Origin of the sequence: Klebsiella michiganensis, from assembly GCA_000963575.1 — a bacterium.
In the GTDB taxonomy this organism is placed as follows: domain Bacteria; phylum Pseudomonadota; class Gammaproteobacteria; order Enterobacterales; family Enterobacteriaceae; genus Cedecea; species Cedecea michiganensis_A.
Genome location: CP011077.1, coordinates 1,972,416 through 1,998,075, shown reverse-complemented (window position 1 = coordinate 1,998,075; position 25,660 = coordinate 1,972,416). Strand labels below are relative to the sequence as shown.

General features: G+C 55.8%; 23 protein-coding genes and 1 pseudogene. 18 read left to right on the top strand and 6 right to left on the bottom strand.

What is annotated here, in order from left to right:
- Positions 1-199 precede the first annotated feature (199 nt).
- The 5 genes from VW41_09495 (at position 200) to VW41_09475 (ending at position 6,108) form a co-directional block, all read left to right on the top strand.
- Entirely contained in the window at positions 200-1,630 is a 1,431-nt protein-coding gene (locus VW41_09495; GenBank protein ID AJZ89255.1) for a hypothetical protein, read from the top strand.
- 190 nt (positions 1,631-1,820) lie between these two features.
- Positions 1,821-3,296 (top strand): MFS transporter, encoded by a 1,476-nt coding sequence (locus tag VW41_09490; GenBank protein AJZ89254.1) that lies wholly within the window; start codon positions 1,821-1,823, stop codon positions 3,294-3,296.
- 267 nt (positions 3,297-3,563) lie between these two features.
- Positions 3,564-4,361 carry a methyltransferase gene (locus VW41_09485; protein AJZ89253.1) on the top strand — a complete coding sequence of 266 codons (798 nt, stop codon included), beginning with the start codon at positions 3,564-3,566 and terminating at the stop codon, positions 4,359-4,361.
- A gap of 164 nt (positions 4,362-4,525) precedes the next feature.
- Positions 4,526-4,987 carry a GNAT family acetyltransferase gene (locus tag VW41_09480; protein AJZ89252.1) on the top strand — a complete coding sequence of 154 codons (462 nt, stop codon included), beginning with the start codon at positions 4,526-4,528 and terminating at the stop codon, positions 4,985-4,987.
- A gap of 119 nt (positions 4,988-5,106) precedes the next feature.
- Complete coding sequence (locus tag VW41_09475) at positions 5,107-6,108, top strand: adenosine deaminase (protein ID AJZ89251.1); 1,002 nt, start codon at positions 5,107-5,109, stop codon at positions 6,106-6,108.
- An 18-nt stretch (positions 6,109-6,126) separates the two neighbouring features.
- Here VW41_09475 and VW41_09470 read toward each other — a convergent pair whose 3' ends face one another.
- The gene (locus tag VW41_09470) at positions 6,127-7,125 is read right to left on the bottom strand and encodes a hypothetical protein (protein AJZ89250.1); all 999 of its coding nucleotides are present in this window, start codon (positions 7,123-7,125) and stop codon (positions 6,127-6,129) included.
- A gap of 444 nt (positions 7,126-7,569) precedes the next feature.
- On the opposite strand from VW41_09470, the gene VW41_09465 reads away from it, so the two are divergent.
- Both VW41_09465 and VW41_09460 read left to right on the top strand, forming a co-directional pair.
- Entirely contained in the window at positions 7,570-8,706 is a 1,137-nt protein-coding gene (locus VW41_09465) for a hypothetical protein (protein AJZ89249.1), read from the top strand.
- Between the two features lie 89 nt (positions 8,707-8,795).
- Complete coding sequence (locus tag VW41_09460; protein AJZ89248.1) at positions 8,796-10,511, top strand: Heme/hemopexin utilization protein B precursor; 1,716 nt, start codon at positions 8,796-8,798, stop codon at positions 10,509-10,511.
- A gap of 35 nt (positions 10,512-10,546) precedes the next feature.
- On the opposite strand, the gene VW41_09455 is transcribed toward VW41_09460, so the two are convergent.
- Positions 10,547-11,587, bottom strand: a complete 1,041-nt coding sequence (locus VW41_09455; protein ID AJZ89247.1) for an oxidoreductase — start codon at positions 11,585-11,587, stop codon at positions 10,547-10,549.
- Positions 11,588-11,925: 338 nt separating this feature from the next.
- Between VW41_09455 and VW41_09450 the strand changes: the two genes are divergently transcribed.
- The 11 genes and pseudogenes from VW41_09450 (at position 11,926) to VW41_09400 (ending at position 22,015) form a co-directional block, all read left to right on the top strand.
- The gene (locus VW41_09450) at positions 11,926-12,159 is read left to right on the top strand and encodes an oriC-binding nucleoid-associated protein (protein ID AJZ89246.1); all 234 of its coding nucleotides are present in this window, start codon (positions 11,926-11,928) and stop codon (positions 12,157-12,159) included.
- A 77-nt stretch (positions 12,160-12,236) separates the two neighbouring features.
- Complete coding sequence (locus VW41_09445) at positions 12,237-12,677, top strand: membrane protein (GenBank protein ID AJZ89245.1); 441 nt, start codon at positions 12,237-12,239, stop codon at positions 12,675-12,677.
- Positions 12,678-12,754: 77 nt separating this feature from the next.
- Positions 12,755-13,336 carry an electron transporter RsxA gene (locus VW41_09440; protein AJZ89244.1) on the top strand — a complete coding sequence of 194 codons (582 nt, stop codon included), beginning with the start codon at positions 12,755-12,757 and terminating at the stop codon, positions 13,334-13,336.
- Complete coding sequence (locus tag VW41_09435; GenBank protein AJZ89243.1) at positions 13,336-13,914, top strand: electron transporter RnfB; 579 nt, start codon at positions 13,336-13,338, stop codon at positions 13,912-13,914. Before VW41_09440 ends, VW41_09435 begins: the two co-directional genes overlap by 1 nt.
- Positions 13,907-16,185: pseudogene (locus VW41_09430) on the top strand (electron transporter RnfC). The gene VW41_09435 and the pseudogene VW41_09430 overlap by 8 nt, the downstream one beginning before the upstream one ends.
- Positions 16,186-17,238 carry an electron transporter RnfD gene (rnfD, locus tag VW41_09425; protein AJZ89242.1) on the top strand — a complete coding sequence of 351 codons (1,053 nt, stop codon included), beginning with the start codon at positions 16,186-16,188 and terminating at the stop codon, positions 17,236-17,238.
- A gap of 9 nt (positions 17,239-17,247) precedes the next feature.
- Positions 17,248-17,874 (top strand): electron transporter RnfG, encoded by a 627-nt coding sequence (locus VW41_09420; GenBank protein AJZ89241.1) that lies wholly within the window; start codon positions 17,248-17,250, stop codon positions 17,872-17,874.
- Positions 17,871-18,557: an elongation factor G gene (locus VW41_09415; GenBank protein AJZ89240.1), complete on the top strand. Its 687-nt coding sequence runs from the start codon at positions 17,871-17,873 to the stop codon at positions 18,555-18,557. The genes VW41_09420 and VW41_09415 overlap by 4 nt, the downstream gene beginning before the upstream one ends.
- Positions 18,557-19,192: an endonuclease III gene (locus VW41_09410; GenBank protein AJZ89239.1), complete on the top strand. Its 636-nt coding sequence runs from the start codon at positions 18,557-18,559 to the stop codon at positions 19,190-19,192. The genes VW41_09415 and VW41_09410 overlap by 1 nt, the downstream gene beginning before the upstream one ends.
- 605 nt (positions 19,193-19,797) lie before the next feature.
- Positions 19,798-21,303 (top strand): peptide ABC transporter permease, encoded by a 1,506-nt coding sequence (gene tppB, locus VW41_09405; protein ID AJZ89238.1) that lies wholly within the window; start codon positions 19,798-19,800, stop codon positions 21,301-21,303.
- Positions 21,304-21,412: 109 nt separating this feature from the next.
- The gene (locus VW41_09400; protein AJZ89237.1) at positions 21,413-22,015 is read left to right on the top strand and encodes a glutathione S-transferase; all 603 of its coding nucleotides are present in this window, start codon (positions 21,413-21,415) and stop codon (positions 22,013-22,015) included.
- Positions 22,016-22,062: 47 nt separating this feature from the next.
- On the opposite strand, the gene VW41_09395 is transcribed toward VW41_09400, so the two are convergent.
- From VW41_09395 to VW41_09380, 4 genes are all read right to left on the bottom strand, one after another.
- Positions 22,063-22,923, bottom strand: coding sequence for a pyridoxamine kinase (locus VW41_09395; protein AJZ89236.1), 861 nt, complete (start codon positions 22,921-22,923; stop codon positions 22,063-22,065).
- Between the two features lie 77 nt (positions 22,924-23,000).
- Positions 23,001-24,275, bottom strand: a complete 1,275-nt coding sequence (locus VW41_09390) for a tyrosyl-tRNA synthetase (GenBank protein ID AJZ89235.1) — start codon at positions 24,273-24,275, stop codon at positions 23,001-23,003.
- Between the two features lie 266 nt (positions 24,276-24,541).
- Positions 24,542-25,198, bottom strand: coding sequence for a pyridoxamine 5'-phosphate oxidase (locus VW41_09385; protein AJZ89234.1), 657 nt, complete (start codon positions 25,196-25,198; stop codon positions 24,542-24,544).
- A gap of 57 nt (positions 25,199-25,255) precedes the next feature.
- On the bottom strand, positions 25,256-25,579 hold the full coding sequence (locus VW41_09380) for a lysozyme inhibitor (protein ID AJZ89233.1): 324 nt from the start codon (positions 25,577-25,579) through the stop codon (positions 25,256-25,258).
- Between the last annotated feature and the right edge of the window lie 81 nt (positions 25,580-25,660).

Here is a 25,660-nt window from a genome sequence, read left to right as displayed (position 1 = left end):
GTAAGTTGTTTGAAGCGGACGCACTCTATCATGAGGAACGTAACAAAGTGTAACTACGCTATTTGGTAGTTGTAGCTTCAAAAATTACCGGCAAAATTATCGGGCCATTCATCGCGTCGTCATTTTTCCGACACCCAGCTGACACACAATATTCACCCGCTCCCCTTAAGCTCGTGACAATTAAAAACAGGAGCAAATCATGCACGTTTTTTCCGGTGAAATTCCCTTCGGTCATGCCGTTCACACCTTCCTTGTGGCAGACAATACCCCGGCGATTAGCCTGACGGGCACGACGCTACGCACCGGGCACCTTTACTGTTACCTTTACGACAGCCGCCAGCAGCTACGGGCCTCGGTGATGCTGCAAAAACCGGAAAAGGTGCTGACAGTCTGCGCTGACCGGGCTTCGGTGGGCGCCCTGCCCGGCCCCCTTCCCGCCGGAGAATGGCAACTACATATCTATAACGTGATCGGTGAAAGCCGCTCGCCACAGCCGATGAGCTATCGGCTTGATATCGCTTTTGACGCCCTAGCCGAGCCCGTCGATTTTGAACAGCAAGAGGTACTGCGCCCTAACCATCAGGTCATTTTTGACTACCAGCGCACGCTGAGCGACCGTCCCGGCTGGTATCGCGGCGACCTGCACGGCCATACCACGCTGTCCGACGGTAACAACACGCTGCTTCAGGCGCTGGATATCATGGCTTCACAGGGGCTGGATTTCTTCTTCCTGACCGAGCACAACCTGTCCCACGCTTGCCTGCCGCGCCATGACAGCGTGCTAATACTACCGAGCATTGAGGTCACCGCCGACAAAGGCCATCTCAACGTTCACGGCCCCGCCGCGACGCTGAATATGTTCAATGCGGACTACAGCAGCCGCGGTCTGCTTACTCAGGGCATTGCCCTCAAGCGTCCAGAAAGCGTCCTGAGCGTAAACCACGCCATGCTACATCCGTGGAGCTGGCTCTATAACGATATGCCGATGGCGGATATCGACGTGCTGGAAGTGCTCAACGATCCGACCTGGAAAAACGCCACAACCGCTAACGAACAGGTGGTCGAGATCTTTACCGCGCTGTGGAACGCCGGGCACAGGATTTATGCCGTCGGCGGAAGCGACTGCCATATGCAACCTCACGAGCGTTATCCACAGGCCACGGAGCCCTCAATTTACGGAGATCCGTCCACCAGGGTGTATGCCACCGCACTCAGCGGAGAAGCCATCCTGGCGGCCATCAAAAAAGGCCATTGTTACTTTGAGCGCCGCTGCGGCCTGACATTCAACCTGAACGACGGCGCGCTGCTGCCCGGTGACGCCGCCGATGGCAAACAGATAGCGTTGACCGTGTCGGTAAAAGATAGCGAACAGCGCTACACGCTTCAGGTCGTATCGGACGCTGGCATTCTGGCCGAGTATCCGCTGCAAAATACTCCGCAAGACATTCCTGCCGATATGACAAAACATGCCTGGATTCGCTGGGATATTCGCCGCGCGGACGGCACGCTGGAGGGCATGATCAACCCGGTTTACTGCGCCCAGCACCCGCTATTTCTCTCGCCGGTCGGCGAAACCTGGGGCGAAGTCACCGGCCACCTTGAATTTCCTCGCAGCCCCGACGCAGAGTGATTTTTAAGCAGTTTCGTCTGGTTATCTTTTTGGTTTGTAAAATTTTGAAATTATTTAATGTGAATATTTAGTCGTTCTGCTTTGCATAAATCCGCTAAAAACGACGAAAATGCTCCCTCATCATAGTCATAGAAATTAAGACCCGGTGACACCCCGCTTCCCGGGTCTTTTTGTTGTTGAGAGAGACAATATGAGTTTATCTTCCGGCCATGCCTCCCATCAGGCCATTCCTTCGGGTTCGGGCGCGCTGTTCTTTATTCAGATGTTCGCCACGCTTGGTTTTGCGGTGCTGTACTCCACGCTGGTGCTTTACGTCACAAAGCGGCTGGGATTTAGCGAAGGCCAGGCCGATGCCATGATGGGGATCTTCGGCGCATTCAACTACGGGCTGCACCTGTTTGGCGGTTGCCTCGGTGGCCGCTATCTGAGCAACCGTAATCTGTTTGTGCTGGGGATGCTGCTGCAGGTCGCGGGCTGTTATATGATTGCCGAAGCAGGCCTGACGGGGCTATGGTGGGGGCTTGCCATGTTCCTGAGCGGCAGCGGGCTGAACGTCACCTGCCTGAATATGATGCTGACCCAGCGTTTTGCGCCGGATGACGATCGCCGCGAAGCCGCCTTCCTGTGGAACTACGCCGGGATGAACCTGGGGTTCTTTATCGGCTTTACCGTGGCCGGCTACTATCAACTGACCGAAAGCTACCGGGCGCTGTTCTTGTTTGCCACTCTCGGCAACGTGGCTGCAGTGGTGATTACCCTGCTTCGCTGGCCGGTGCTGGCGGACATCAACACGCCGCTGCGGGACATTAAGGGCAAAGGATTTTATCTGCGCATGGCTTTTGGCCTGCTGATCCTGATTATTCTGGTCCCTGTGCTGCGCCTTCTGCTCGGTCATACTGAATTTAGCAGCACGTTCGTCATCGTGCTGGGTGCGCTGGTCTTCCTGTCGCTGTGCGTAATGACCGCCCGCCACCCGCGCAAGCACGAACGTCGCCGCATGGCAGCCTACCTGCTGCTGGCCGCAGGTTCGCTGGTCTTCTGGTCGCTATATCAGCTGGCGCCTATGGGGCTGACGCTGTTCGCCGAGCATAACGTCACCCTGAACGCTTTCGGCTGGAAAGTCTCTCCGCAGTGGCTGCAAAACATCAACACTATCGTCATCGTGATTGGCGGCCCACTAATGGCCTGGTGGTTCAAACGCCTGCGCGATCGCGGCGTACGCATCGATATTCCCGCTCAGTTTGCCTCTTCATTGTTCTGCATGGGCGTTGGCATGCTGGTACTGCCGCTGGGTATCTCCATGGCCGGGGCAGACGGTATGGTGGCGCTGAAATGGATTGTGCTGAGCTACATTCTGCAGAGCATCGGCGAGCTGTTGATTTCCCCGGTAGGCTACTCGATGATCGGTAAACTGGCCCCGGCCAACCTGCAAGGGTTGATGATGGGCTGCTGGATGATGGTCACGGGCGTGGCTTCCGTGCTGGCAGGCTATGTTTCTGGCCGCATGCCGCAAAACAACGGCAGCACGCCGGTACTGACCGACCCGGGTTACAGTAAAGTCTTCAGCCAGCTAGGCTGGGGCTCCGTCGCCACCGGCGTTATTTTACTACTGCTGATCCCTCTGCTGCGCCGCCTGATCGAGCAAAAAAGCACGGCTCAGGCCTGAGTCACAGCGCGCGCGGGAACCCGCGTTTTTTACACGACCTGTAATGGCGGTTGACCACCCTCCCCGTGGGAACTACAGTTAACCGCCAGTCACTTTTCCCCGAGGTTTGCAACGAAATGAACAACTAATGCGCTCGCTACCTGACTTATGCCAGTGTGAATACGCATTGCTGTTTATTATTGCAGTTTTGGGCGTGGCTTCTGCCACACATCTCGCCGCCGTTCGGTATTCCCTGGCTCTACTTTTCACTCCCAGGAGGGAAATAAGATGCCTGATATTTTTATCCATTCTTCCGACTTACTCGAGCACAACCGCGCCGCATGGGATGCCCTTGCCCGCCAGCAGTGCGCATGGTCGCAACCTGTCGACGCCGACATTATTGCGCAAGCTCGCCGCGGCGAGTGGCAGATTCATTTAACCCCGGGCACGCTGCCGGACGGATGGTTGCCGGACGTGCAGGGAAAACGCATTCTCTGCCTGGCGTCTGCCGGTGGTCAGCAGGCGCCGGTACTCGCCGCTGCCGGGGCGGACGTAACCGTTTTTGACTTCTCGCGGGAGCAGCTCAATAAAGACCGGTTTGTTGCGCAACGGGATAATCTGACCCTCACTCTTCATCAGGGAGATATGCGTGATTTATCCATTTTCGCTGACGAAAGTTTTGACTACATTATCCACCCAATATCCAACCAGTACGTGCCAGATATTCGTCCCGTCTGGGGCGGCTGTTATCGGGTTTTAGCGAGAGGCGGAAAGCTGTTATCCAGCTTTTTTAATCCGGTCGTTTTTATTGGCGATCGTGCGTCAAATTATGCCGAACAGGGCATTATTCGCCCAAAATTCAGCCTGCCCTATTCTGATATCAGTGATTTAACGCCCGAAGAGCTGGCCGCAAAACAGGCACGAGGGGAAGCCCTCGTTTTCGGCCACTCCCTGGCAGAGCAGATCGGTGGGCAACTGGAGGCGGGTTTTATGCTTGCAGGCTTTTATGAAGACAGGCAACCTCACCCACGTTTCTTGATTGACCAGTTTATGCCGACGTTTATCGCTACCCGCGCAATAAAATAAGGCCTGGCCGCCGCTGACGGAACAGACGGCTAAAGCATGATTTTTTATTTAAATATGCTTACAAACAACTGCTAATAAGAACAAAACACAGCCAACCCTAAAAGCTGGCTGTGTTAGTATTTACAGGCACATACGTATATCCCTCCGCTGATGGAAACCAGTCAATGACCGAAATACTGTTTCGTAAAGCACAGCTTGCCGATGTTCCCGCCATCATCACTTTGTTAGCCGACGACGTCCTAGGGCGTCTGAGAGAAGATCCCCGCCCGCCCATAGATCAGCGCTACGTTGAGGCTTTTCATGCCATCGATGCCGATCCGAATCAGCTACTTGCCGTGGCCATGTGCGGTGATGAGGTCATCGGGACATTACAGCTGACTTTTATCCAGGGTTTAGCGCGGAAAGGCGCGTGGCGCGGCCAGATTGAAGCGGTACGCATTGCGCGTTCGCAGAGAGGAACGGGATTTGGCAAACAGATGTTTGCCTGGGCTATCGAACGCTGTAAAGAACGAGGATGCCACCTCGTACAGCTCACGACCGATAAAACACGAACGGATGCGCACCGCTTTTATGACAACCTTGGCTTTGAAGCCAGCCATCTTGGCTACAAGCTAACGCTGCAGTAAATTTTTCTTCACGAAGGCTCGACAGGGACGTTTGCGCAACAAAATACTTATCTCCGTAGCATTTCCCCCCGGTTTCTTTTTATAATACGCCGCACTTTAATCAAAAAAAGAGTGCGACCATGATTGATACCACCCTGCCGTTAACCGATTTGCACCGCCACCTTGATGGCAACATTCGTGCGCAAACCATCCTCGATCTCGGCCGCCAGTTTAATTTATCTCTACCTGCCCACACCCTCGAAACCCTGCGTCCTCACGTTCAGGTGGTTGAAACTGCACCGGACCTGGTCAGTTTCCTGCAGAAGCTGGACTGGGGCGTCAAAGTACTGGGCGATCTCGAGGCCTGCCGCCGCGTCGCCTGGGAAAACATTGAAGACGCCGCTCGTAACGGCCTGCACTATGTGGAGTTGCGCTTCTCCCCCGGCTATATGGCAATGAGCCATAACCTGCCGGTCGCGGGCGTGGTTGAAGCCGTGATTGAAGGCGTACGTCAGGGCTGCCGCGATTTTGGCGTTGAAGCCCGCTTGATAGGCATTATGAGCCGTACTTTCGGTGAAGCCGCTTGTGAAGCGGAGCTCAATGCCCTGCTCGCCCACCGCGACAGCATTACCGCGCTGGACTTAGCCGGAGACGAACTCGGCTTCCCGGGCAGCCTGTTCCTGAATCACTTCAATCGTGCGCGGGACGCTGGCTGGCGGATTACCGTTCATGCTGGTGAGGCCGCCGGGCCAGAAAGTATCTGGCAGGCGATCCGTGAGCTGGGTGCAGAGCGTATCGGCCACGGCGTAAAAGCGGTTGAAGACCTGGCGCTGATGGATTTCCTGGCCGAGCATAAAATCGGGATTGAGTCCTGCCTGACCTCAAATATTCAGACCAGCACCGTTGCGGCCCTGGACAAACACCCGCTGATTACCTTCCTCGATCACGGCGTACTGGCCACGATCAATACCGATGACCCGGCGGTCCAGGGCATCGATATTATTCACGAGTATAAAGTCGCGGCACCTCAGGCCGGCCTCAGCGCGGCGCATATTCGCACCGCGCAGGAGAATGGCCTGAAGATCGCGTTCCTGAGCGAAGCCGAAAAACAGGCGCTTATCGCTAAGGTTAAGGCGGCGTAAAAATACCGGCAGCTGGCGTCAGGATGCGGATTCCAGCTGCCGTTTTTGTTCGGCCGTTTTGCGGGCATAACGCTGGGCCAGGACGGCACAAACCATCAGCTGAATTTGGTGGAAAATCATCAGCGGCAGTACCATCATCCCTACCGCACTGGCGGGAAACAGCACATTTGCCATCGGCACGCCGTTGGCCAGACTTTTCTTCGATCCGCAGAACACGATAGTAATCTCGTCAGCGGTATTAAAGCCCAACCAACGCGCCGCCAGCGTATTCACCACCAGCACAATCGCCAGCAGCACCAGAGAGCAAACCAGCACCATCAGCAACGAGAAGCCGTTGACCTGATGCCAAATCCCCTCCACTACCGCTTCGCTAAACGCCACATAGACCACAAGCAAAATAGACGACCTGTCGGTCAGGCCAATCAGTTTTTTATGGCGATCCACCCATTTGCCAATTAGCGGTCGGGAAAGATGCCCGATAACAAACGGCACCATCAGTTGCATAATGATTTTGCCAATGGCGTGCAGCGTGTCGGTAGCCCCCTCCTGAGTTTGCATCAGCGCCCCGACCAGAACAGGCGACAGGAAAATCCCCAGGATACTGGACGCAGAAGCGCTACACACCGCCGCCGCCACGTTCCCTCCGGCAACGGAAGTAAAGGCGATTGCCGACTGCACCGTCGCGGGCAACGCGCAAAGATAGAGGAAGCCCATATACAGCGGCTGACTCAGAATAGCCGGGGAGAGAAAGCCCATCGCCAGCCCCAGCAGCGGGAACAGCGCAAAGGTACTGAGAAACACCACTAAGTGAAGCTTCCAGTGCCCCATCCCCGCCACAATGGCATCGCGGGAGAGCTTTGCCCCATGCATAAAGAAGAGCAGCGCTATGGCAAACGTCGTCAGGTATTCAAACCCAGTTTTCACTATCCCTTCGCACGGGAACAGCGACGCGACGATCACCACACCAATCATTACCAGTAAAAAATTATCAATTTTTAGTTTTTGTAGCCAACCCATCCTGTTCCTCTACCTGCCAGACATCATTTTGGCTGTTACTTTGCAACAAATTGGCCGCGCTGGCGAGTTAACAATTCTGCAAACTGTCAAAAAATACGCGCCCGCAACGCCGCATTTTATCTTACAGCGAAACGCGAGGTATTTAGCGTAACTAAAACTAAAATATGAATACAGCGAGGCTTAATTTAAAACTATTTAAAGAAGATAAAACCGAGTAAATCAAGTCAGTTTATACAAAAAAATATTTACCTAATGGTCAAATTATAACTCAATGATAATTATTGATTTAACAAGATAAATATTAGCCATCAAAGTATAAAAAGAAGACAGGAATCCCATTTGGAAATTTAAATTCATATTATATGAGCCGTAATGTGGCAGTGATTCAAATACGCCATACACTTATTAATACGCCGTCCGGCGTGCTAATAGTGGAGTATTGCTATGCGCTCAAATAACATTGGCCGCCTCAGCGCTATTGCGATGGCGGTACTTCTTGCTTTCTCCCTGTCGGCCTGTAGCGGCGGCGGCGGAAGTTCGCACAATACGGCGAAAACAGCCGGGTCTGCCGGTACCACGGGCACTGATACTGCAAACAACGGCGGTAGTGGCTCCGGGGGCAATGGAGGTGGATCCGGGGGCGGGACAGGGACGGGTGGCGGTACAGGCGGAGGCACAGGCGGCGGGACAACCGTGGCTAACAGTGCCGGCAATAACGTCGTCAAGGACGCGGGCGGCGTTGTGGATGGGGTCGGCAGCACGGTCAGCGGCGTAGCATCTCAGTTGCCGGTGAATAATCCTGTGACGTCCACAGTTGCCGTGGCCGTTGATGGCACCGGCAGCGCCATTTCAACCGTCGGCAACGGCGTAGTCAACGGGCTTGGCAATGCCAACAACCCGAATGGCGTGGGAACCACCGTGACCGGTGCCACTACTGCCGTATCAGGCCTCGGAACAACGGTCTCAGCGGTAGGGAGCAATCTTGCAAGTTCAACGGCCAATACACCCGCCAGCGGGTTGACCGGCGCAGCAGGTGGGCTGGTCAATACTGCGGGGCAAGTCGTGACAGGTACCGGGAATGCTCTTACCCAAACGGTGCAAAGCCCTGGCGTGTCCAACCTGACGACTGGCGCAACGGGGTTGGTTAACACCACCCTCTCAGATACGCAGAAAGCAACTCAGGCCGTGGGCGGAGCTACCGGGCTGGGTACGCCGGTCAGCAATCTGTTGACCACCACGGGAGGAACCGTCAGCGGGCTGGGAACCAGTATCAGCGGCAGCAACCCATCCCTCGGTGGCCTCGGCCAGGTAGTACAGAATACCGGCCAGGCGGTGACCGACAGCGGTGCGTTGGTGAAACCAGTACAAACCGGCGGCAGCTCCGGCTCCGTTTCAGCGGGGGCTTCGGGCTCGCTCGGCGTCGGAGGGAATGGCCTGGTGACCAATCTTGGCACTACGGTGAGCGGCCTGACCTCTTCGCTAACCACCAATGTCAACGCCAGTGCGACAGGAAGTGAGACAAGTTCAGGCCAGCAAGTCGGGCTTACCGGCGCGGTCAGCGGTCTTTTGAAAACCAAATAGTGCTCGCTATAGCACATGTGCTCCCGTGGTAACGGCGGGAGCACTTTTTTCACAGCATCTTCTTCGCTGCGCAGTAAAGGGAGCTCATCATGGACACTCGTCTGGGTATCGTGTTGCTTTACGGCGCCACACTGAGTATCAGCCACGCCGATATGTCACCCACGCTTATCGACCCCAATAACCCCGCTAAAGCCGCTCGTTCTCTTGCTATACCGGCTGTCCCGCAAAAAAAGCCGGAGGTAAAAACCACGCTGCCGGTCCCGCAGCTAACCCCGCAAACGCCGATCGCGGTGAAACATCTGCAGTTTATTGGCGGAACGCGCTATAAACTTGACTCCCTGGCTCAGCCGTTTATGCCGCTGGTCGGCAAAACCGTACCGCTGGCCCAGTTGATAACGTTAACCAATGGCATTACCCAGCGCTACCAGCAGGATGGCCTGCCGCTGTCTTACGCTTACCTGCCGAGCGACAATTTCCACGACGGCACGGTGCGTATTGTGCTGGTTGAAGGGTATATCGCCCACAGCAATATCAATAGCGACAATGCAAAAACGGGGGAACGTCTAAGCCGTCTGTCGGCGTTGATGATGAATGAAAAACCCCTCAGTCAGGCTACGTTTGACCGCTATAGCCTGCTGATGCAGCGCACGCCAGCCACAAAAGTAGAAGCCAATGCCGCGTTACCCAATAATATTTACGGTGCGGCAGATATGAAAATTGACGCCACACAGCCCCATATCTGGGATATTTCCTCCACGATAGACACGCGCAAAGGTTCAAATCTGGCGCTGATTAACGGCACGCTCAGCAACCTCACCAGCCACGGCGATCAGTTGGGGCTTGCCACGCTGGTCCCTCTGGATAGTAATACGAAAAAGACCTATTTTGGCGCCAACTATCAGCAATACCTCACCGACAATGGCCTGCTGATGCAGCTGAAAGGCAGCTTCTATCGTGAAAATCCTGGCGACTACACGCCGCTGCTTTATCTGCCGCAAAACATTTCTATCGATGCAAGGGAGAAAACCACCCAATACACCGGGGGGATAGCCTTTAGCTATCCGCTGCTGCTTGAGCGCAAGAAGCAATTCTCGGTCAGCGGCGGGCTGGATTATGTCGATAAGCGCGACGATTATGCGCTACGTGCCAGTGGCTTCGGCAATACCATTGATTTGCCCGGCGTCAGCCAGCGCGCGCGCTATCCGGCGGCAGAGTTTTCGGCCTGGGGCTACCGCGAGTACGACACCGCCAACTGGAGCACCCGCCTGACGCTGCGCAAGGGCATTGATAGCTTTGGGGCCAGCGTCACGCCGGGCTCAAACACGAATCTCAATTTTACGCGCTGGAAGGCCAATGCCGATGCCGCCTGGCTGGTAACGCCAAAATGGCGGTTGAGTACTTCGCTGGAAGGAGACTGGTCGAATAATAACTTGCCTGAAGCTGAGCGTGTGAGTTTTGGCGCACAACGCTATGGCCGGGGATATCCTGACGGCGAAGCCAGCGGAGATTACGGCTACGGCGGGCAAGTTGAAATGCGTTATCTCCATAGCCTCGATAAAGGCGTCTGGATTAACACGGTGCAGCCCTATATCGTGGCCGACACCGCCCAGACCTGGTTCAATCAGCAGGGTTTCCGCCACCAGCGCCTGGCCTCTATTGCGACCGGGGTAACGCTGGGGGACAGCCGGCACTATTCCGTCTCCGTTGAGGCGGCCAGGCCGCTGGCGGATTTACCCAGCGACAGTAGCCGTCGGGACGTACGCTTCAGCCTGACCTTTACCTACAACTTTAACGACCTGCATTAAGATAAAGCCCTCCCCGTTCGCGGCGAGGGCTTTTCTCAGGCAAGATTCAGGGTCGCGCGTTTTTTAGCGGACTCGATGCCCAACTCAATCAGTTCCATGACCTGAATAGCCTGGGCTGCCGGGACAGGATTCTCACCTTTACCGGCCAGTGCATCACGGATCCCCGCATAATAAGCCGGATAGTTACCCGGCACGGTCAGCAGCGTTTGCTCTGCCATTAACTCGCCCTGTGCCTGGGTCAACACGCCGTCACGCATATCGTAACCCCAGTCTTCCTGCGGCAGTCGTTCGCCGGCTTTCAGGCGATCTTCCTGCGGATCAAGACCGTATTTAATGTAGCTCCCGCGGGTTCCGTGCACGATGTAGCGCGCTGTTTCCGCCGCCGCCAACAGCGTGCCGTGCAGCACGACACGACGCTGCGGATAAGCCAGTACGGCATGGAAATAGTCGGTCGCCTGTGCGCCAGCACGAAGCTGCGCGAGGTCGACGGTCAGGCTGACCGGCAGCCCAAACAGGTTAATGGCCTGGTCAAGCAGATGTGGCCCAAGATCGTACCAAATACCGCTGCCGACGCCCGCCTGTTCACGCCAGCGATTGCGCACCTGCGGGCGGTAGCGGTCAAAGTGGGATTCAAAATAGGCCACTTCGCCGAGCGACCCTTCCGCCAGCAAATTTTTCACCGTCAGGAAATCGCTATCCCAGCGGCGGTTGTGGAACACAGAAAGCAGCAGGCCGAGCTTTTTAGCCAGCGCATCCAGTTCCCGCGCCTGGGACAGCGTGACGGTGAAAGGCTTGTCAACGACCACATGTTTTCCGGCTTCAAGCGCCGCTTTGGCCAGCGGGAAGTGAGTATCATTCGGGGTAGGAATGACAATAAGATCGATGGCAGGATCTTTAAACAAGTGCTGAGGATCGGACACAACCGTCATCCCCGGCCAGTCAGCATGCACTTTTTCAGCATCGCTACTGGAAACTGCGGCGAGGATCATTCCTGGCGTACCGGAAATCAGCGGCGCATGAAAAGTCTTACTGGCATAACCGTAACCGATAAGCCCGACGCGGATGGTATCACTCATGTGTTTTCCTCTCTGTAATGAACTCCGGCATTTCACCTTATCCCCCGGCAGGCGACAACCTCAAGTTTCTGGATTGCGCATTTGCCAGGCAGTAGACAGCCCTTATTGCTAATAGCCCTGACAGTTACTACGCCTTTAAACAGCGGTATTTATTTAACTCGAACGGCCACGGTAAATTAAAATTAAGGAGATTTTATGTATCGCAGGACGCGATATTCCTGGTAATCGCAAAGAAAACTCCTAATTGTTCCGTCGATTAATAATAGCGCTAAGCCACTACCGCGTTTGCGATTATCATCGCCTCTCAATTTGCCAAAGGTTATTTATTGATACATACCATGGAAAATGCAACCCCGCTCAGTGCCCTGGATTACCTGATGAAATTCCGCAAAATAAGCTCACAGGAAAATCTGGAAAAGCTCTTTGATCACCTGAATTACACCCTGACCGACAGCCAGGAAATCATGAATATGTACCGCGCGGCCGATCACCGCCGGGCCGAACTGGCCTCCGGCGGGCGCCTTTTCGACCTTGGATGCGTCCCGAAAACGGTCTGGCGTTATGTTCTCTAGCCGCTGCCGGTAGCATTAGCGGCAAAATCCCTTATAATCCCCCGCTTTATTCACCTTATTTAAAATCGGGAGGACACATGACGACGCCCCAACCCCCGCGCATTGCCGGCTGGCTTCTGGCCCCTTTGGCATGGCTACTGATGTCGTTGCTCAGCAGCTCCGTGGCGCTGTTAAGTTTCCTGATGATGATTCTTTCCCCGGAAGCCCGCCAGGCGCTGGGCAGTGCGGACGCAAAAACAACGCTGTTGTTCAGCCTGTCCGTTGGCTGCGCGATGGCGATGTGGGCTTATACCCTCTGGCTGACTATCGCGTTCTTCAAGCGCCGCCAGAATGTGGTCCGGCATTATATTTTGTGGCTGCTGCTCACCGTGCTGCTGGCGATTAAATCTTTCGCGTTTTCGCCGGTCAGCGACAAGGTCGCGGTTCAGTTGCTGCTGCCCTCCCTGCTTGCGGCTGCGTTACTGGTGCCCTATTTGAAGCGTTCGAAGCGAGTGAAGCAGACCTTCATTAACCCGTAATAACCCTATAGATAGCCCGTTGTCGCCACCCGCCGATTAGTCGATAATAGGCGGCTTTTTTTGTTTCAGGTCGAATCATGTCAGATTATTTGCTGCTCTTTGTGGGTACCGTACTGGTCAATAACTTCGTGCTGGTGAAGTTCCTTGGTCTGTGTCCGTTTATGGGGGTTTCCAAAAAACTGGAAAGCGCCATCGGCATGGGGCTGGCAACCACCTTCGTGATGACGCTCGCCTCTATTTTTGCGTGGATCATTGACGAACTTATCCTGGTGCCATTGGACCTGATTTATCTTCGCACCCTGGCCTTCATCCTGGTTATCGCGGTTGTCGTGCAGTTCACCGAAATGGTAGTGCGTAAAACCAGCCCCGCGCTTTACCGCCTGCTGGGTATCTTCCTGCCGCTGATCACCACCAACTGTGCCGTACTCGGCGTGGCATTGCTGAACATTAACCTGGGCCATAACTTCCTGCAGTCTGCGGTGTACGGTTTTTCCGCCGCGCTGGGCTTCTCGCTGGTGATGGTGCTGTTCGCGGCAATTCGCGAGCGCATGGTAGTGGCCGATATCCCTGCCCCGTTTCGCGGCAACGCTATCGCGCTGGTCACCGCAGGCCTGATGGCCCTTGCCTTTATGGGCTTTAGCGGGCTGGTGAAGTTCTGATGACAACCTTGTGGATGGCCATTATTTCGGTCACGTTGATGGGGCTGCTGTTCGGCCTGATCCTTGGGTACGCCTCTCGCCGCTTTGAAGTAGAAGAAGACCCGATTGTTGACCGCATTGACGAGCTGCTGCCTCAAAGCCAGTGCGGCCAGTGCGGTTACCCTGGCTGCCGCCCTTATGCAGAGGCCGTTGGCAACCAGGGCGCAAAAATCAACCTTTGTGCGCCTGGCGGCGAAGCCGTAATGCTGAAAATTGCCAGCGCCCTGAATGTGGAACCTCAACCGATTGACGGCGACGCCACCGCCGCAGAGCCGGTGCGAATGCTCGCCGTTATTGATGAAGCGAACTGCATTGGCTGCACGAAATGCATTCAGGCCTGCCCCGTTGACGCTATTGTCGGCGCGACCCGCGCCATGCACACCGTGATTAGCGACCAGTGCACTGGCTGTAACCTGTGCGTCGATCCTTGCCCTACCCGCTGCATCGACCTGATTCCCGTCGGCCCGACGACCGAAAGCTGGAAATGGGATTTGCAGACCATCCCGGTGCGTATGATCCCGGCGGATAACCATGCTTAATATCTTCAATCGTTTTAAAAAAGACAGAATTTGGGACTTTGACGGCGGCATTCATCCGCCGGAGATGAAAACCCAGTCTAACGGCACGCCGCTGCGCCAGGTTCCCCTGCCGTCCCGGCTCATTATTCCGCTGAAGCAGCACATCGGCGCGGAAGGCGAACTGTGCGTCAAACCCGGTGATTATGTACTGCGCGGCCAGCCGCTGACCCGCGGGCGCGGGCGTATGCTGCCGGTACATGCTCCAACGTCCGGGACGATTAAGGCAATTGAGCCGCACTCAACAGCACACCCTTCCGCGCTCGCCGAACTTAGCGTCATTCTTGATGCCGACGGTGAAGACCAGTGGATTGAACGAGACGGCTGGAGCGACTACCGCTGTCAGAGCCGCGAAGCCCTTATTGAACGCATTCATCAGTTCGGCGTGGCCGGGCTCGGGGGGCAGGGTTCCCGACCGGCAGCAAACTGCAGGGCGGCGGCGACAAAATCGACACGCTGATCGTTAACGCCGCCGAATGTGAGCCATACATTACCGCCGACGACCGCCTGATGCAGGATTGCGCCGCGCAAATTATCGAAGGCGTGCGCATTCTGGCCCATATACTTAAGCCACAGCGTATTCTTATCGGCATTGAAGACAACAAGCCGCAGGCCATCTCAATGATGCGAGCGGTACTGGCCGGTAGCCATGATATGCAGCTTCGAGTCATCCCGACGAAATACCCGTCCGGCGGTGCTAAACAGCTGACGCAGATTTTAACCGGTAAGCAAGTGCCCCACGGGGGCCGTTCGTCCGACATCGGTATTCTGATGCAGAACGTCGGCACCGCGTATGCCATCAAACGTGCAGTGATTGACGGCGAACCGCTGACCGAGCGAGTTGTAACCTTAACCGGCGAATCAGTAACTCAGCCGGGCAACGTCTGGGCGCGTCTCGGGACGCCGGTCAGCCATCTGCTCAACTTTGCAGGCTTCCGCCCGGGGCAGGATCAGAAAGTGATTATGGGCGGGCCGCTAATGGGCTTCACCCTGCCCTGGCTTGATGTCCCGGTGGTGAAAATCACCAACTGCCTGCTGGCGCCCTCTCCGGCTGAAATGGGCGCGCCGGAAGAAGAACAAGGCTGTATTCGCTGCAGCGCCTGCGCGGACGCCTGTCCGGCCGACCTACTGCCGCAGCAGCTTTACTGGTTCAGCAAAGGCCAGCAGCACGATAAAGCCACCGCGTATAACCTGTCGGACTGCATCGAGTGCGGGGCCTGCGCCTACGTTTGCCCCAGCAATATCCCGCTGGTGCAGTATTTCCGTCAGGAAAAAGCTGAAATCCGTGAGATCGAGCTGGAAGCTAAACGCACCGTTGAGGCTAAGGCGCGTTTTGAGGCCCGTCAGGAAAGGCTGGAGCGTGAGAAAGCCGCCCGCCTTGAGCGTCATAAAAACGCGGCGGTTCAGCCGACGGCGAAAGACAATGATGCCATTCAGGCCGCGCTTGCCCGCGTAAAAAGCAAAAAAACGCAGACCAGCGATGAACCTCTGGTGGTGAAAGCCGGCAGTACGCCGGACAATAGCGAAGTCATTGCCGCCCGCGAAGCGCGTAAGGCAGAAGCGCGTGCGCGCCAGGCGGAGAAAGCGCTGCAGGCAGAGTCTGCGCCCGACACCGCAACCGATCCACGTAAAGCCGCCGTTGAGGCCGCCATTGCCCGAGCGAAAGCGCGCAAGGCGGCACAGAAAACGGACAGCCCGGAAACGGCCGCCGCTGAGCAAGAAGCCGTTGACCCGCGCAAAGCCGCCGTTGAAGCCGCCATCGCCCGCGCGAAAGCCCGCAAGGCGGCGCAGAAAACGGACAGCCCGGAAACAGCCGCCGCTGAGCATGAACCCGTTGACCCGCGCAAGGCCGCCGTTGAGGCCGCCATTGCCCGAGCGAAAGCCCGCAAGGCCGCGCAGAAAGCGGACAGCCCGGAAACAGCCGCCGCTGAGCAAGAACCCGTTGATCCGCGCAAGGCCGCCGTTGAAGCCGCCATCGCCCGCGCGAAAGCCCGCAAGGCCGCGCCGGAAACGGACAGCCCGGAAACGGCAGTCGCTGAGCAAGAAGCCGTTGACCCGCGCAAGGCCGCCGTTGAAGCCGCCATCGCCCGCGCGAAAGCGCGCAAGGCAGCGCAGAAAGCGGAAACCGAACAATCAGTCCCACAAGAAGAACAAGATCCACGCAAAGCTGCAGTGGCTGCGGCAATTGCCCGCGTTCAGGCGCGTAAAGCCGCTCAGATGTTTCCAGAGGAATAAATGGTTTTTAAAATCGCAAGCTCCCCGTTCACCCATAATCAGCGCAGCACCGCGCGGATTATGATGCTGGTTTGTCTCGCAGCCCTGCCCGGCATTGCGATGCAGTGGTACTGGTTTGGCTGGGGAACGCTGATTCAGGTTGGGCTGGGGATTGTCAGCGCTATGGCCGCCGAAGCGTTGGTGCTGCGCCTGCGCAAAAAATCCGTACAAAGCCACCTTGGCGATAACTCGGCCCTACTGACCGGCCTCTTGCTGGGGATCAGTATTCCTCCTCTCGCGCCGTGGTGGATGGTGGTCGTCGGGATGGTGTTTGCCATCATCATTGCCAAGCAGCTTTATGGCGGCCTCGGCAATAACCCATTTAACCCGGCGATGATTGGCTATGTTGTGCTGTTGATTGCTTTCCCGGTGCAGATGACCTCCTGGCTGCCTCCGCAGTCCATCGCCGCCACTGTACCTGGTTTTGTTGACAGCCTGCAGGTGATTTTCCACGGCGCAACCGCCACGGGCGGTACCATGGATACGCTGCGTATGGGCGTCGACGGCATCAGCCAGGCCACGCCGCTGGACACCTTCAAAACCGGTTTGCATGCGGGCCACTCCGCCGGACAACTTCTGAGTGCGCCAATTTATGGCGGCGTGCTGGCGGGCCTCGGCTGGCAGTGGGTTAACCTGGCTTATCTGGCGGGCGGCCTGTTCCTGCTGTGGCGCGGAACCATTCGCTGGCATATCCCGGCGGGCTTCCTGGTGGCTTTAGCCGTCTGCTCCACGCTCGGATGGATTATTGCCCCGGAAAAATGCCTGTCGCCGATAGTGCATCTGTTCTCCGGCGCAACCATGCTCGGCGCATTCTTTATCCTGACCGATCCGGTCACCGCCTCCACGACCAACCGTGGCCGACTGATTTTCGGGGCGCTGGTTGGCCTGCTGGTTTGGCTAATTCGCACCTACGGTGGCTATCCGGACGGCGTGGCGTTCGCCGTACTGCTGGGTAACATTACCGTGCCGCTGATCGACTACTACACCCGCCCTCGCGCCTACGGCCACCGTTAAGGAGACGCTATGTTTAAAACAATGCAAAAGCATGGCGTAGCCCTGGCGCTGTTCGCCGCGCTGTTTACCGGGCTGACGGCACTGGTCAACGAACTCACCAAACCGACTATCGCCCAGCAATCGGCCCTGCAGCAAAAAATGTTGTTTGACCAGGTGATTGCTGATGACGTCTACGATAACCCTATTCAGGACAGTTGCCTGCTGGTGAAGGACTCCCCGCTCGGGAAAGGCGCTCGACATATTTATGTGGCGCGGAAAGGCGATAAACCGGTTGCCGTGGTAATGGAAGCCACCGCGCCGGACGGCTATTCTGGTGCTATACAGATTCTGGTTGCCGCCGATTTTAACGGTACCATTCTCGGCACCCGCGTGACGGAACACCACGAAACGCCGGGGCTTGGGGATAAAATAGAACTGCGTCTCAGCGACTGGATCACCCACTTTGCTAATAAACGCATTCAGGGCAACAATGACCAGGCCTGGGCGGTCCAAAAAGACGGCGGGCAGTTCACTCAATTTACCGGGGCAACGATTACCCCGCGCGCGGTGGTCAACGCCGTTAAGCGCGCTGGCCTGTTCGCAGAAACCCTGCCTGCGCAACTCAATGAATTGCCGGCCTGTGGAGAACAACAATGAGCGAAACAAAACGCGTCCTGATAAACGGGCTGTGGAAAAATAACTCGGCGCTGGTCCAGCTGCTGGGCCTTTGCCCGCTGCTCGCCGTCACCTCCACGGCCACCAACGCCCTGGGGCTTGGGCTGGCGACCACGCTGGTACTGACGCTGACCAACGGGACAATCTCCGCCCTGCGCCGCTGGGTGCCCGCTGAGATTCGTATTCCGGTGTACGTGCTGATCATCGCCTCGGTGGTCAGCATCGTGCAGATGCTGATCAACGCTTACGCGTTTGGGCTCTACCAGTCGCTGGGGATCTTTATTCCGCTTATCGTCACCAACTGTATCGTCGTCGGGCGAGCCGAAGCCTATGCGGCAAAAGCCAGCGTGCCTTATGCCGCGCTGGACGGGTTTGCCACCGGGCTAGGCGCCACCAGCGCGATGTTTGTTTTAGGCTCCATTCGCGAGATTATTGGTAACGGCACCCTGTTTGACGGTGCAGACGGCCTGCTGGGCAACTGGGCGAAAGTACTGCGCATTGAAGTCTTCCATACCGATACGCCTTTCCTGCTCGCCATGCTACCGCCGGGGGCCTTTATTGGCCTTGGTATGCTGTTGGCGATAAAATACCTCATTGATGAAAAAATGAAGGCCCGCCGCGCCCGCGAAAGTGCCGTCGTGGCAGGCAATGCAGAGAAGGCTTAATGAATAACAGCAAGCGCGTTGAGATCCTCACCCGCCTGAGAGACAACAATCCTCATCCGACAACCGAACTCAACTTCAGCAGCCCTTTTGAGCTGCTGATAGCGGTTCTGCTTTCCGCTCAGGCCACCGACGTCAGCGTGAACAAGGCCACGGCAAAACTCTACCCTGTCGCCAATACCCCGGCGACAATGCTGGCGCTCGGCGTAGATGGCGTAAAGGAGTACATCAAAACCATCGGCCTGTTTAACAGCAAAGCGGAGAATGTCATCAAAACCTGCCGCATGCTGCTTGAACTGCACGGCGGCGAAGTCCCTGAGGACCGGGCGGCGCTTGAGGCCCTGCCGGGTGTAGGCCGCAAAACGGCCAACGTCGTGCTGAACACCGCCTTTGGCTGGCCGACAATTGCCGTAGATACCCATATATTCCGGGTGTGTAACCGCACTCAGTTTGCCGCTGGCAAAAACGTCGAGCAGGTTGAGGAAAAGCTGCTTAAGGTGGTTCCGGCAGAATTTAAGGTCGACTGCCATCACTGGCTTATCCTTCACGGTCGCTATACCTGTATCGCACGCAAGCCGCGCTGTGGCTCATGTATTATTGAAGACCTCTGCGAATTCAAAGAGAAAGTTGAGGCCTGATCGCCTCCCCCGGGCCAGCCCCGGGCTTCACCTGCACCTACCCGCCTGAAAAACATCCGAATTGCACACTTTTATCCCATGAATAGCGCGGGATGATTTTATATTGTCCGCTCAATAATCGACTAACCAGGTTAATCGTTTTTTTGCGATAAGAAATTTCTATAAATTTGTGATCTGCATCACTCTGATAACCCCAGGTTGCAAAAAGGTAACAAAAACACAACTAACGCCTTGCTATCGTTAGTAATAATGGATCTACAGCAATACAATAGGCCATGCATATTGAATATAGTGGTCATTATCACTGCAATTATGCTTTCAAAGCAGAACATATAGCTGCAATGTTAAAAAATCGCTTTGAAAAAAGACAAAAAATCGTTAATAAATGAATTGGTAAAATTTAACGCTGAATAACAATTCACCTGATGGCGGATTATCTTGCCCCGGATATATGTAACAGATTATTACAAACCCCTTGCCTGCAACCCCTGGATAGTGAACATTACCCCCCGTTTTTCCTTCCTAATAACAAGAAAAATGCTTACCCGCGCGGTAAGGCATAAGCAAGCCCCTTATTAAAGCGGGATGTAAAAAAAGAGGTATATGTGTCGACTGCAAACAAAGAACCAGCAGAAAGCGTTAGTCTAAACGCCTTTAAGCAACCTAAATCGTTCTACCTGATTTTCTCTATCGAACTCTGGGAGCGTTTCGGCTATTACGGCCTGCAAGGCATCATGGCCGTTTACCTGGTCAAAATGCTGGGCATGTCCGAAGCGGACTCCATCACGCTGTTCTCCTCCTTTAGCGCCCTTGTTTATGGCCTGGTCGCGATTGGCGGCTGGCTGGGCGATAAAGTTCTCGGCACCAAACGCGTTATCATGCTCGGTACCGTCGTACTGGCTATTGGTTACGCCCTTGTTGCCTACTCCGGCCACGACGTGAGCGTGGTGTATATCGGGATGGCCACCATCGCCGTAGGTAACGGCCTGTTCAAGGCTAACCCTTCCGCGCTGCTGTCGACCTGCTATGAGAAAGACGACCCGCGTTTGGACGGTGCATTCACTATGTACTACATGTCCATCAACATCGGCTCCTTCTTCTCTATGCTTGCCACCCCATGGCTGGCTGCACACTACGGCTGGAGCACCGCGTTCTCCCTGAGCTTCGTGGGTATGCTGATCACGCTGGTGAACTTCATCTTCTGTAAGAAGTGGGTGAAGAACTACGGCTCTAAACCTGATTTCGCACCGGTGCACTTCGGTAAGCTGCTGGCAACCATCGCAGGCGTTGTGGTGCTGATTGCCGTGGCAACCTGGCTGCTGCACAACCAGGGTATCGCTCGCGCCGTGCTGGGCGTTGTTGCGCTGGGTATCGTGCTGATCTTCGCGAAAGAAGCTTTTGCGATGAAAGGTGCAGCCCGCCGCAAGATGATCGTGGCCTTCATCCTGATGGTTGAAGCTATCGTCTTCTTCGTCCTTTACAGCCAAATGCCAACTTCCCTGAATTTCTTCGCTATCCGTAACGTGGGCCACGACATTCTGGGCATCACTTTCGAAGCTGAGCAGTTCCAGGCGCTGAACCCATTCTGGATCATGATTGGTAGCCCAATTCTCGCGGCTATCTACAACAAAATGGGCGACCGCCTGCCAATGCCACACAAGTTCGCTATCGGTATGGTGCTGTGCTCCTTCGCCTTCCTGGTGTTGCCAGTCGGCACTAAGTTCGCTAACGAAGCGGGCATTGTTTCCGTAAACTGGCTGATTCTTAGCTATGCGCTGCAGAGTATCGGTGAGCTGATGATCTCCGGCCTGGGCCTCGCTATGGTGGCGCAACTGGTACCTCAGCGCCTGATGGGCTTCATCATGGGCAGCTGGTTCCTGACGACCGCAGGGGCAGCTATCATCGCCGGTAAAGTTGCGGGCCTGATGGCGGTGCCGGAAAACGTAACTGACCCGCTTCTGTCTCTGGAAGTGTACGGTCGTGTCTTCCTGCAGATCGGTATCGTCACCGGCGTGATTGCCGTGCTGATGCTGCTGACAGCACCTAAGCTGAACCGTATGACGCTGAGCGAAGACAAAGCCGAAAAGGTTAACGAAACCGCTACCGCGTAATTTCTCCAGGAAAAATGATTATTTAGCCGCCGGCCTCACAGCTGGCGGCTTTTTTTTTCGCTGCGTCCGCACTAACATAAGTTATCTTAGCGCCCTAAAGGAGTTCGTCATGAAACTGTATTTCAAGCCCGGTGCCTGTTCCCTCTCCCCACACATTATCCTGCGTGAATCTGGCCTGGACTTTTCGCTGGTGAAAGTTGACCTGGCGACCAAACTCACCGAAAACGGTGACGATTTTCTCGCCATCAACCCCAAAGGGCAGGTCCCCGCGCTGGTGCTGGATGACGGCTCCCTGCTGACCGAGGGCGTGGCTATCGTGCAATACCTGGCGGATAAAGTGCCTGACCGCCAGCTGCTGGCCCCGGCGGGCAGCATGACTCGCTACCACACGCTGGAGTGGCTGAACTATGTGGCAACCGAGCTGCATAAAGGCTTCTCTCCGCTGTTCAACCCGGCCACTCCCGAAGAATTCAAGGCCGTGGTTCGCAAGCAGATGGAGAAAAAATTCCATTACGTGAACGAATCACTGCAGGACAAGCAGTGGCTGATGGGCGCCCGTTTCACCGTGGTGGATGCGTACCTGTTCACCGTGCTGCGTTGGGCCTATGGCCTGAAGCTCGATCTGGCGGGGCTGACGAATATTGAAGCCTACGTTGAGCGCATGAAGGCGCGCCCGGCGGTATCTGCGGCGCTCACCGCCGAAGGGATTTAAACCACGCCCTAAAAGTAAAAAGCCCTCAGTTGAGGGCTTTTTTTATTTCAGAGCTTCACCGCAGTGAAGTAATGCTCGGGCCTGGCAATCCCGTCCTGAGCCGCGACTAGCTGTAGCTCGTATTCTTGCATACGTTTGGTGACAACCATGATGTCGTACACCGCCGCCGTAACGTGCTCCAGCGCTTCACGCAGCGTCGCGCCCTGTAGCAATTTAACCAGCAGCAGACCGCTGGTTACATCGCCCACGCCAACCGGCTGGCGTTCACCGAAGTCCACCAGCGGACGGTGGATGTGCCACGCCTCGTCCGCCGTCACCAGCAGCATTTCAAAGCGGTCCTGCTGGTAGCCTGCGCGAGCCAGGTGCTTCACCAGCACAATTTCCGGCCCCTGTGCGATAAGCTCACGGGCGGTCGCCACGGCTTCATCGACGTTGTTTACGCTGTGGCCGCTAAGAATTTCCAGTTCAATCAGGTTCGGGGCGATGATATCGCTCGCTGGCATGGCGTAGCGCGTGTGGTATTCAGCCACGCCGGGTGCCACGATACAGCCTTTTTCCGGGTGACCCATCACCGGGTCACAGAAGTATTTTGCCTTCGGGTTAGCGGCCTTGACCTGACGCACGATAGACAGAATATGTTCGCCCTGTTCTGCGGAGCCCAGATATCCGCTCAGCACCGCATCACAGCGCTCCAGTTGGCCGATATTCGCAATGCCCTGCACAATCTCGCTCAGGTGGCTGGCGGGCATCACCGTGCCGGTCCATTGCCCATACTGCGTGTGGTTGGAGAACTGCACCGTGTTCAGCGGCCAGACGTTGGCGCCCAGACGGCGCATCGGGAATTCGGCCGCGCTGTTACCGGCGTGACCAAATACCACGTGGGACTGGATGGCAAGAATGTTTTTCATGTTCGACTCGGGTATCGCCAGGTGTTGTGCTTGCTAAAAAAAACACGGCCTGAGCCGTGTTTTTCTGTGCCGATAACTTATTTCCAGCAGACGAGGCAGTAGTTCTTTTTACCGCGACGCAGCAGGGTGTAACGGTTAAACAGAATATCGCCTTCGGTGAAGGTGTATTCCGGGTCAGACTGTTTTTCACCGTTGATGGTGATCGCGTTTTGAGAGATGGTTTTACGCGCCTGGCCACGGGACGGCTGCAGCTCGGAATCCACCAGCGCCTGTTGCAGGTCGGCACCACGATCCATTTCAACCATCGGCACGCCGTCCTGAGCCAACTGCTCAAAGTCCGCTTCGCTCAGTTCGCTCAGGTTGCCGTTAAACAGGCTGGCGGTAATGCGCTTAGCCGCGGTCAGACCTTCTTCACCGTGCACCAGGCGAGTCACCTGCTCCGCCAGCACGTACTGGGCGCGAGGCGTCGCGCCGCTGTTTTTATCTTCTTCTTCCAGGGCATTGATCTCTGCAATGTCCATAAAGGTGAAGAACTTCAGGAAGCGATACACATCGGCATCTGCGGTGTTGATCCAGAACTGGTAGAACTTGTACGGACTGGTTTTCTTCGGATCGAGCCAGACCGCGCCACCTTCGGTTTTACCGAATTTGGTGCCGTCAGATTTGGTGATCAGCGGTACAGTCAGGCCGAAAGCCTGCTGCTGGTGCAAACGACGGGTCAGGTCGATACCGGAGGTGATGTTGCCCCACTGGTCAGAACCGCCAATCTGCAGCACTACGCCGTGCAGTTTGTTCAGGCAGGCGAAGTCGTAACCCTGCAGCAGGTTGTAAGAGAACTCGGTGAAGGAGATCCCTACATCATCGCGGTTCAGACGCTGTTTCACGGCTTCTTTGTTAATCATCTGATTAACGGAGAAGTGCTTACCGATATCACGCAGGAAAGTCAGCACGTTCATGCTGCCGAACCAGTCGTAGTTGTTCGCGGCGACGGCAGAGTTATCACCGCAGTCAAAGTCGAGGAAAGGTGCAACCTGGCGGCGGATTTTCTCCACCCACTCCTGCACGGTATCTTCAGTGTTCAGCTTACGCTCAACGGCTTTAAAGCTTGGGTCGCCGATAAGTCCGGTAGCGCCGCCCACGAGGGCAACCGGCTTATGGCCTGCTTCCTGAAAGCGTTTCAGGCACAGCAGTGGAACCAGATGGCCCAAATGCAAGCTGTCGGCGGTCGGATCGAAGCCGCAATAGAGTGCAATTGGCCCTTGCGCCAGTCGCTCTGCTAACGCATCCTCATCCGTCACCTGGGCCACCAGGCCCCGCTCTTGCAATTGTTTGATCAAATTGATGTCCGACATCAAATTCTCCATCTCTAATACGACTGCACCTTTGCCGGTACACGGCTTTTCGCCCACTGGCGAAAGAGTTCATTTTTTAGGGTTCGCCCCTAAATAATTCGAGTTGCAGAAAGGCGGCAGGCTCATTCATCCCCGGGAGCTTACACAAAGTAAGTGACTGGGGGGAGTGTGCGCAGTCAACACATCTGCAGCTTGAAGAATAACGGGGCACATAGAATAAAGGGCTGGTGCAGTTAGCACCAGCGCTAAAGGTGAAAATCCTGACTTTACGGCGCGAGACGGTCTATTTTCCAGGCAGTTCCGTCACGCTGGTAGAGGAAGCGATCGTGCAGACGATGTTCCCCGCCCTGCCAGAACTCCATTTGGTCGATGCTGACGCGATAGCCGCCCCAAAAACTCGGCAACGGCACTTCGCCCTGCTGGAACTTCTGTTTCAGTTCGAGGAATTTGCTTTCCAGCACGCCGCGCGCGGATATACGGCTCGACTGCTTTGACACCCAGGCGCCTATCTGGCTGTCCTTCGGGCGGCTGTGGAAATATTTCAGCACTTCAATTGTGGACAGACGCTCGGCGGTGCCCTGTACTATCACCTGCCTGTCCAGCATGTGCCACGGAAAAAGCAGGCTGACGCGAGGGTTATGCTCGATATGGTGCGCCTTGCGGGAACCCAGGTTGGTGTAAAACACCAGCCCTTTTTCATCAAAATGCTTAAGCAGGACGATGCGTTGATACGGCTGGCCGTTTTCATCAACCGTGGCGACGACCATGGCGGTCGGGTCAGCAAGTCTGGCTTCGCAGGCCTGAGCCAGCCAGCGTTCAAACAGCGGCAGCGGCGTATCGGTGAGATCGTGGCGGCGCAGGCCACCTTTGGTGTATTCACGGCGCGAATGCGCAATCTGTTGCAAAGAGTCGTTGTCAGACATGGCGTTACATCAGGCTATCCTCGGGTGGAGCTATTGTGCTCTCCACCCTGAGAAATCTCAACGTTTGGCCGTCTGAAGCTGGCAATTATTCAGCACGATCGTGTCTTTGCGATAGACGGTTGCGCTGTCGCCCTTCGACCAGAAGACGTAAACACCGTCGGTATAGCGCGCGCCGGATGCAGATAGCCCCTGCGTCAGGTTAAGCATCTGGTTGTCGTAGACAAAACTGACCTGCTGTTTGTCGTTGTTCAGCTTCACGGTGAGCGGCTTTTCATCGCACTGGTACGCCAGCGTATCGGTATGCATTCTTTCAAGAAAAGCGTTGTAGTAACTACAGCCGGCGAGCAGCATGGGCAGGGTGGCAATGAGTAGTTTTTTCATCTGAGTATCCTGAAGATCTTCTTGTCCCTGGAGGGCCTGCGCCCTCCTTTACGCCAACAGTTTAGCGGCTGCGGGATGAAG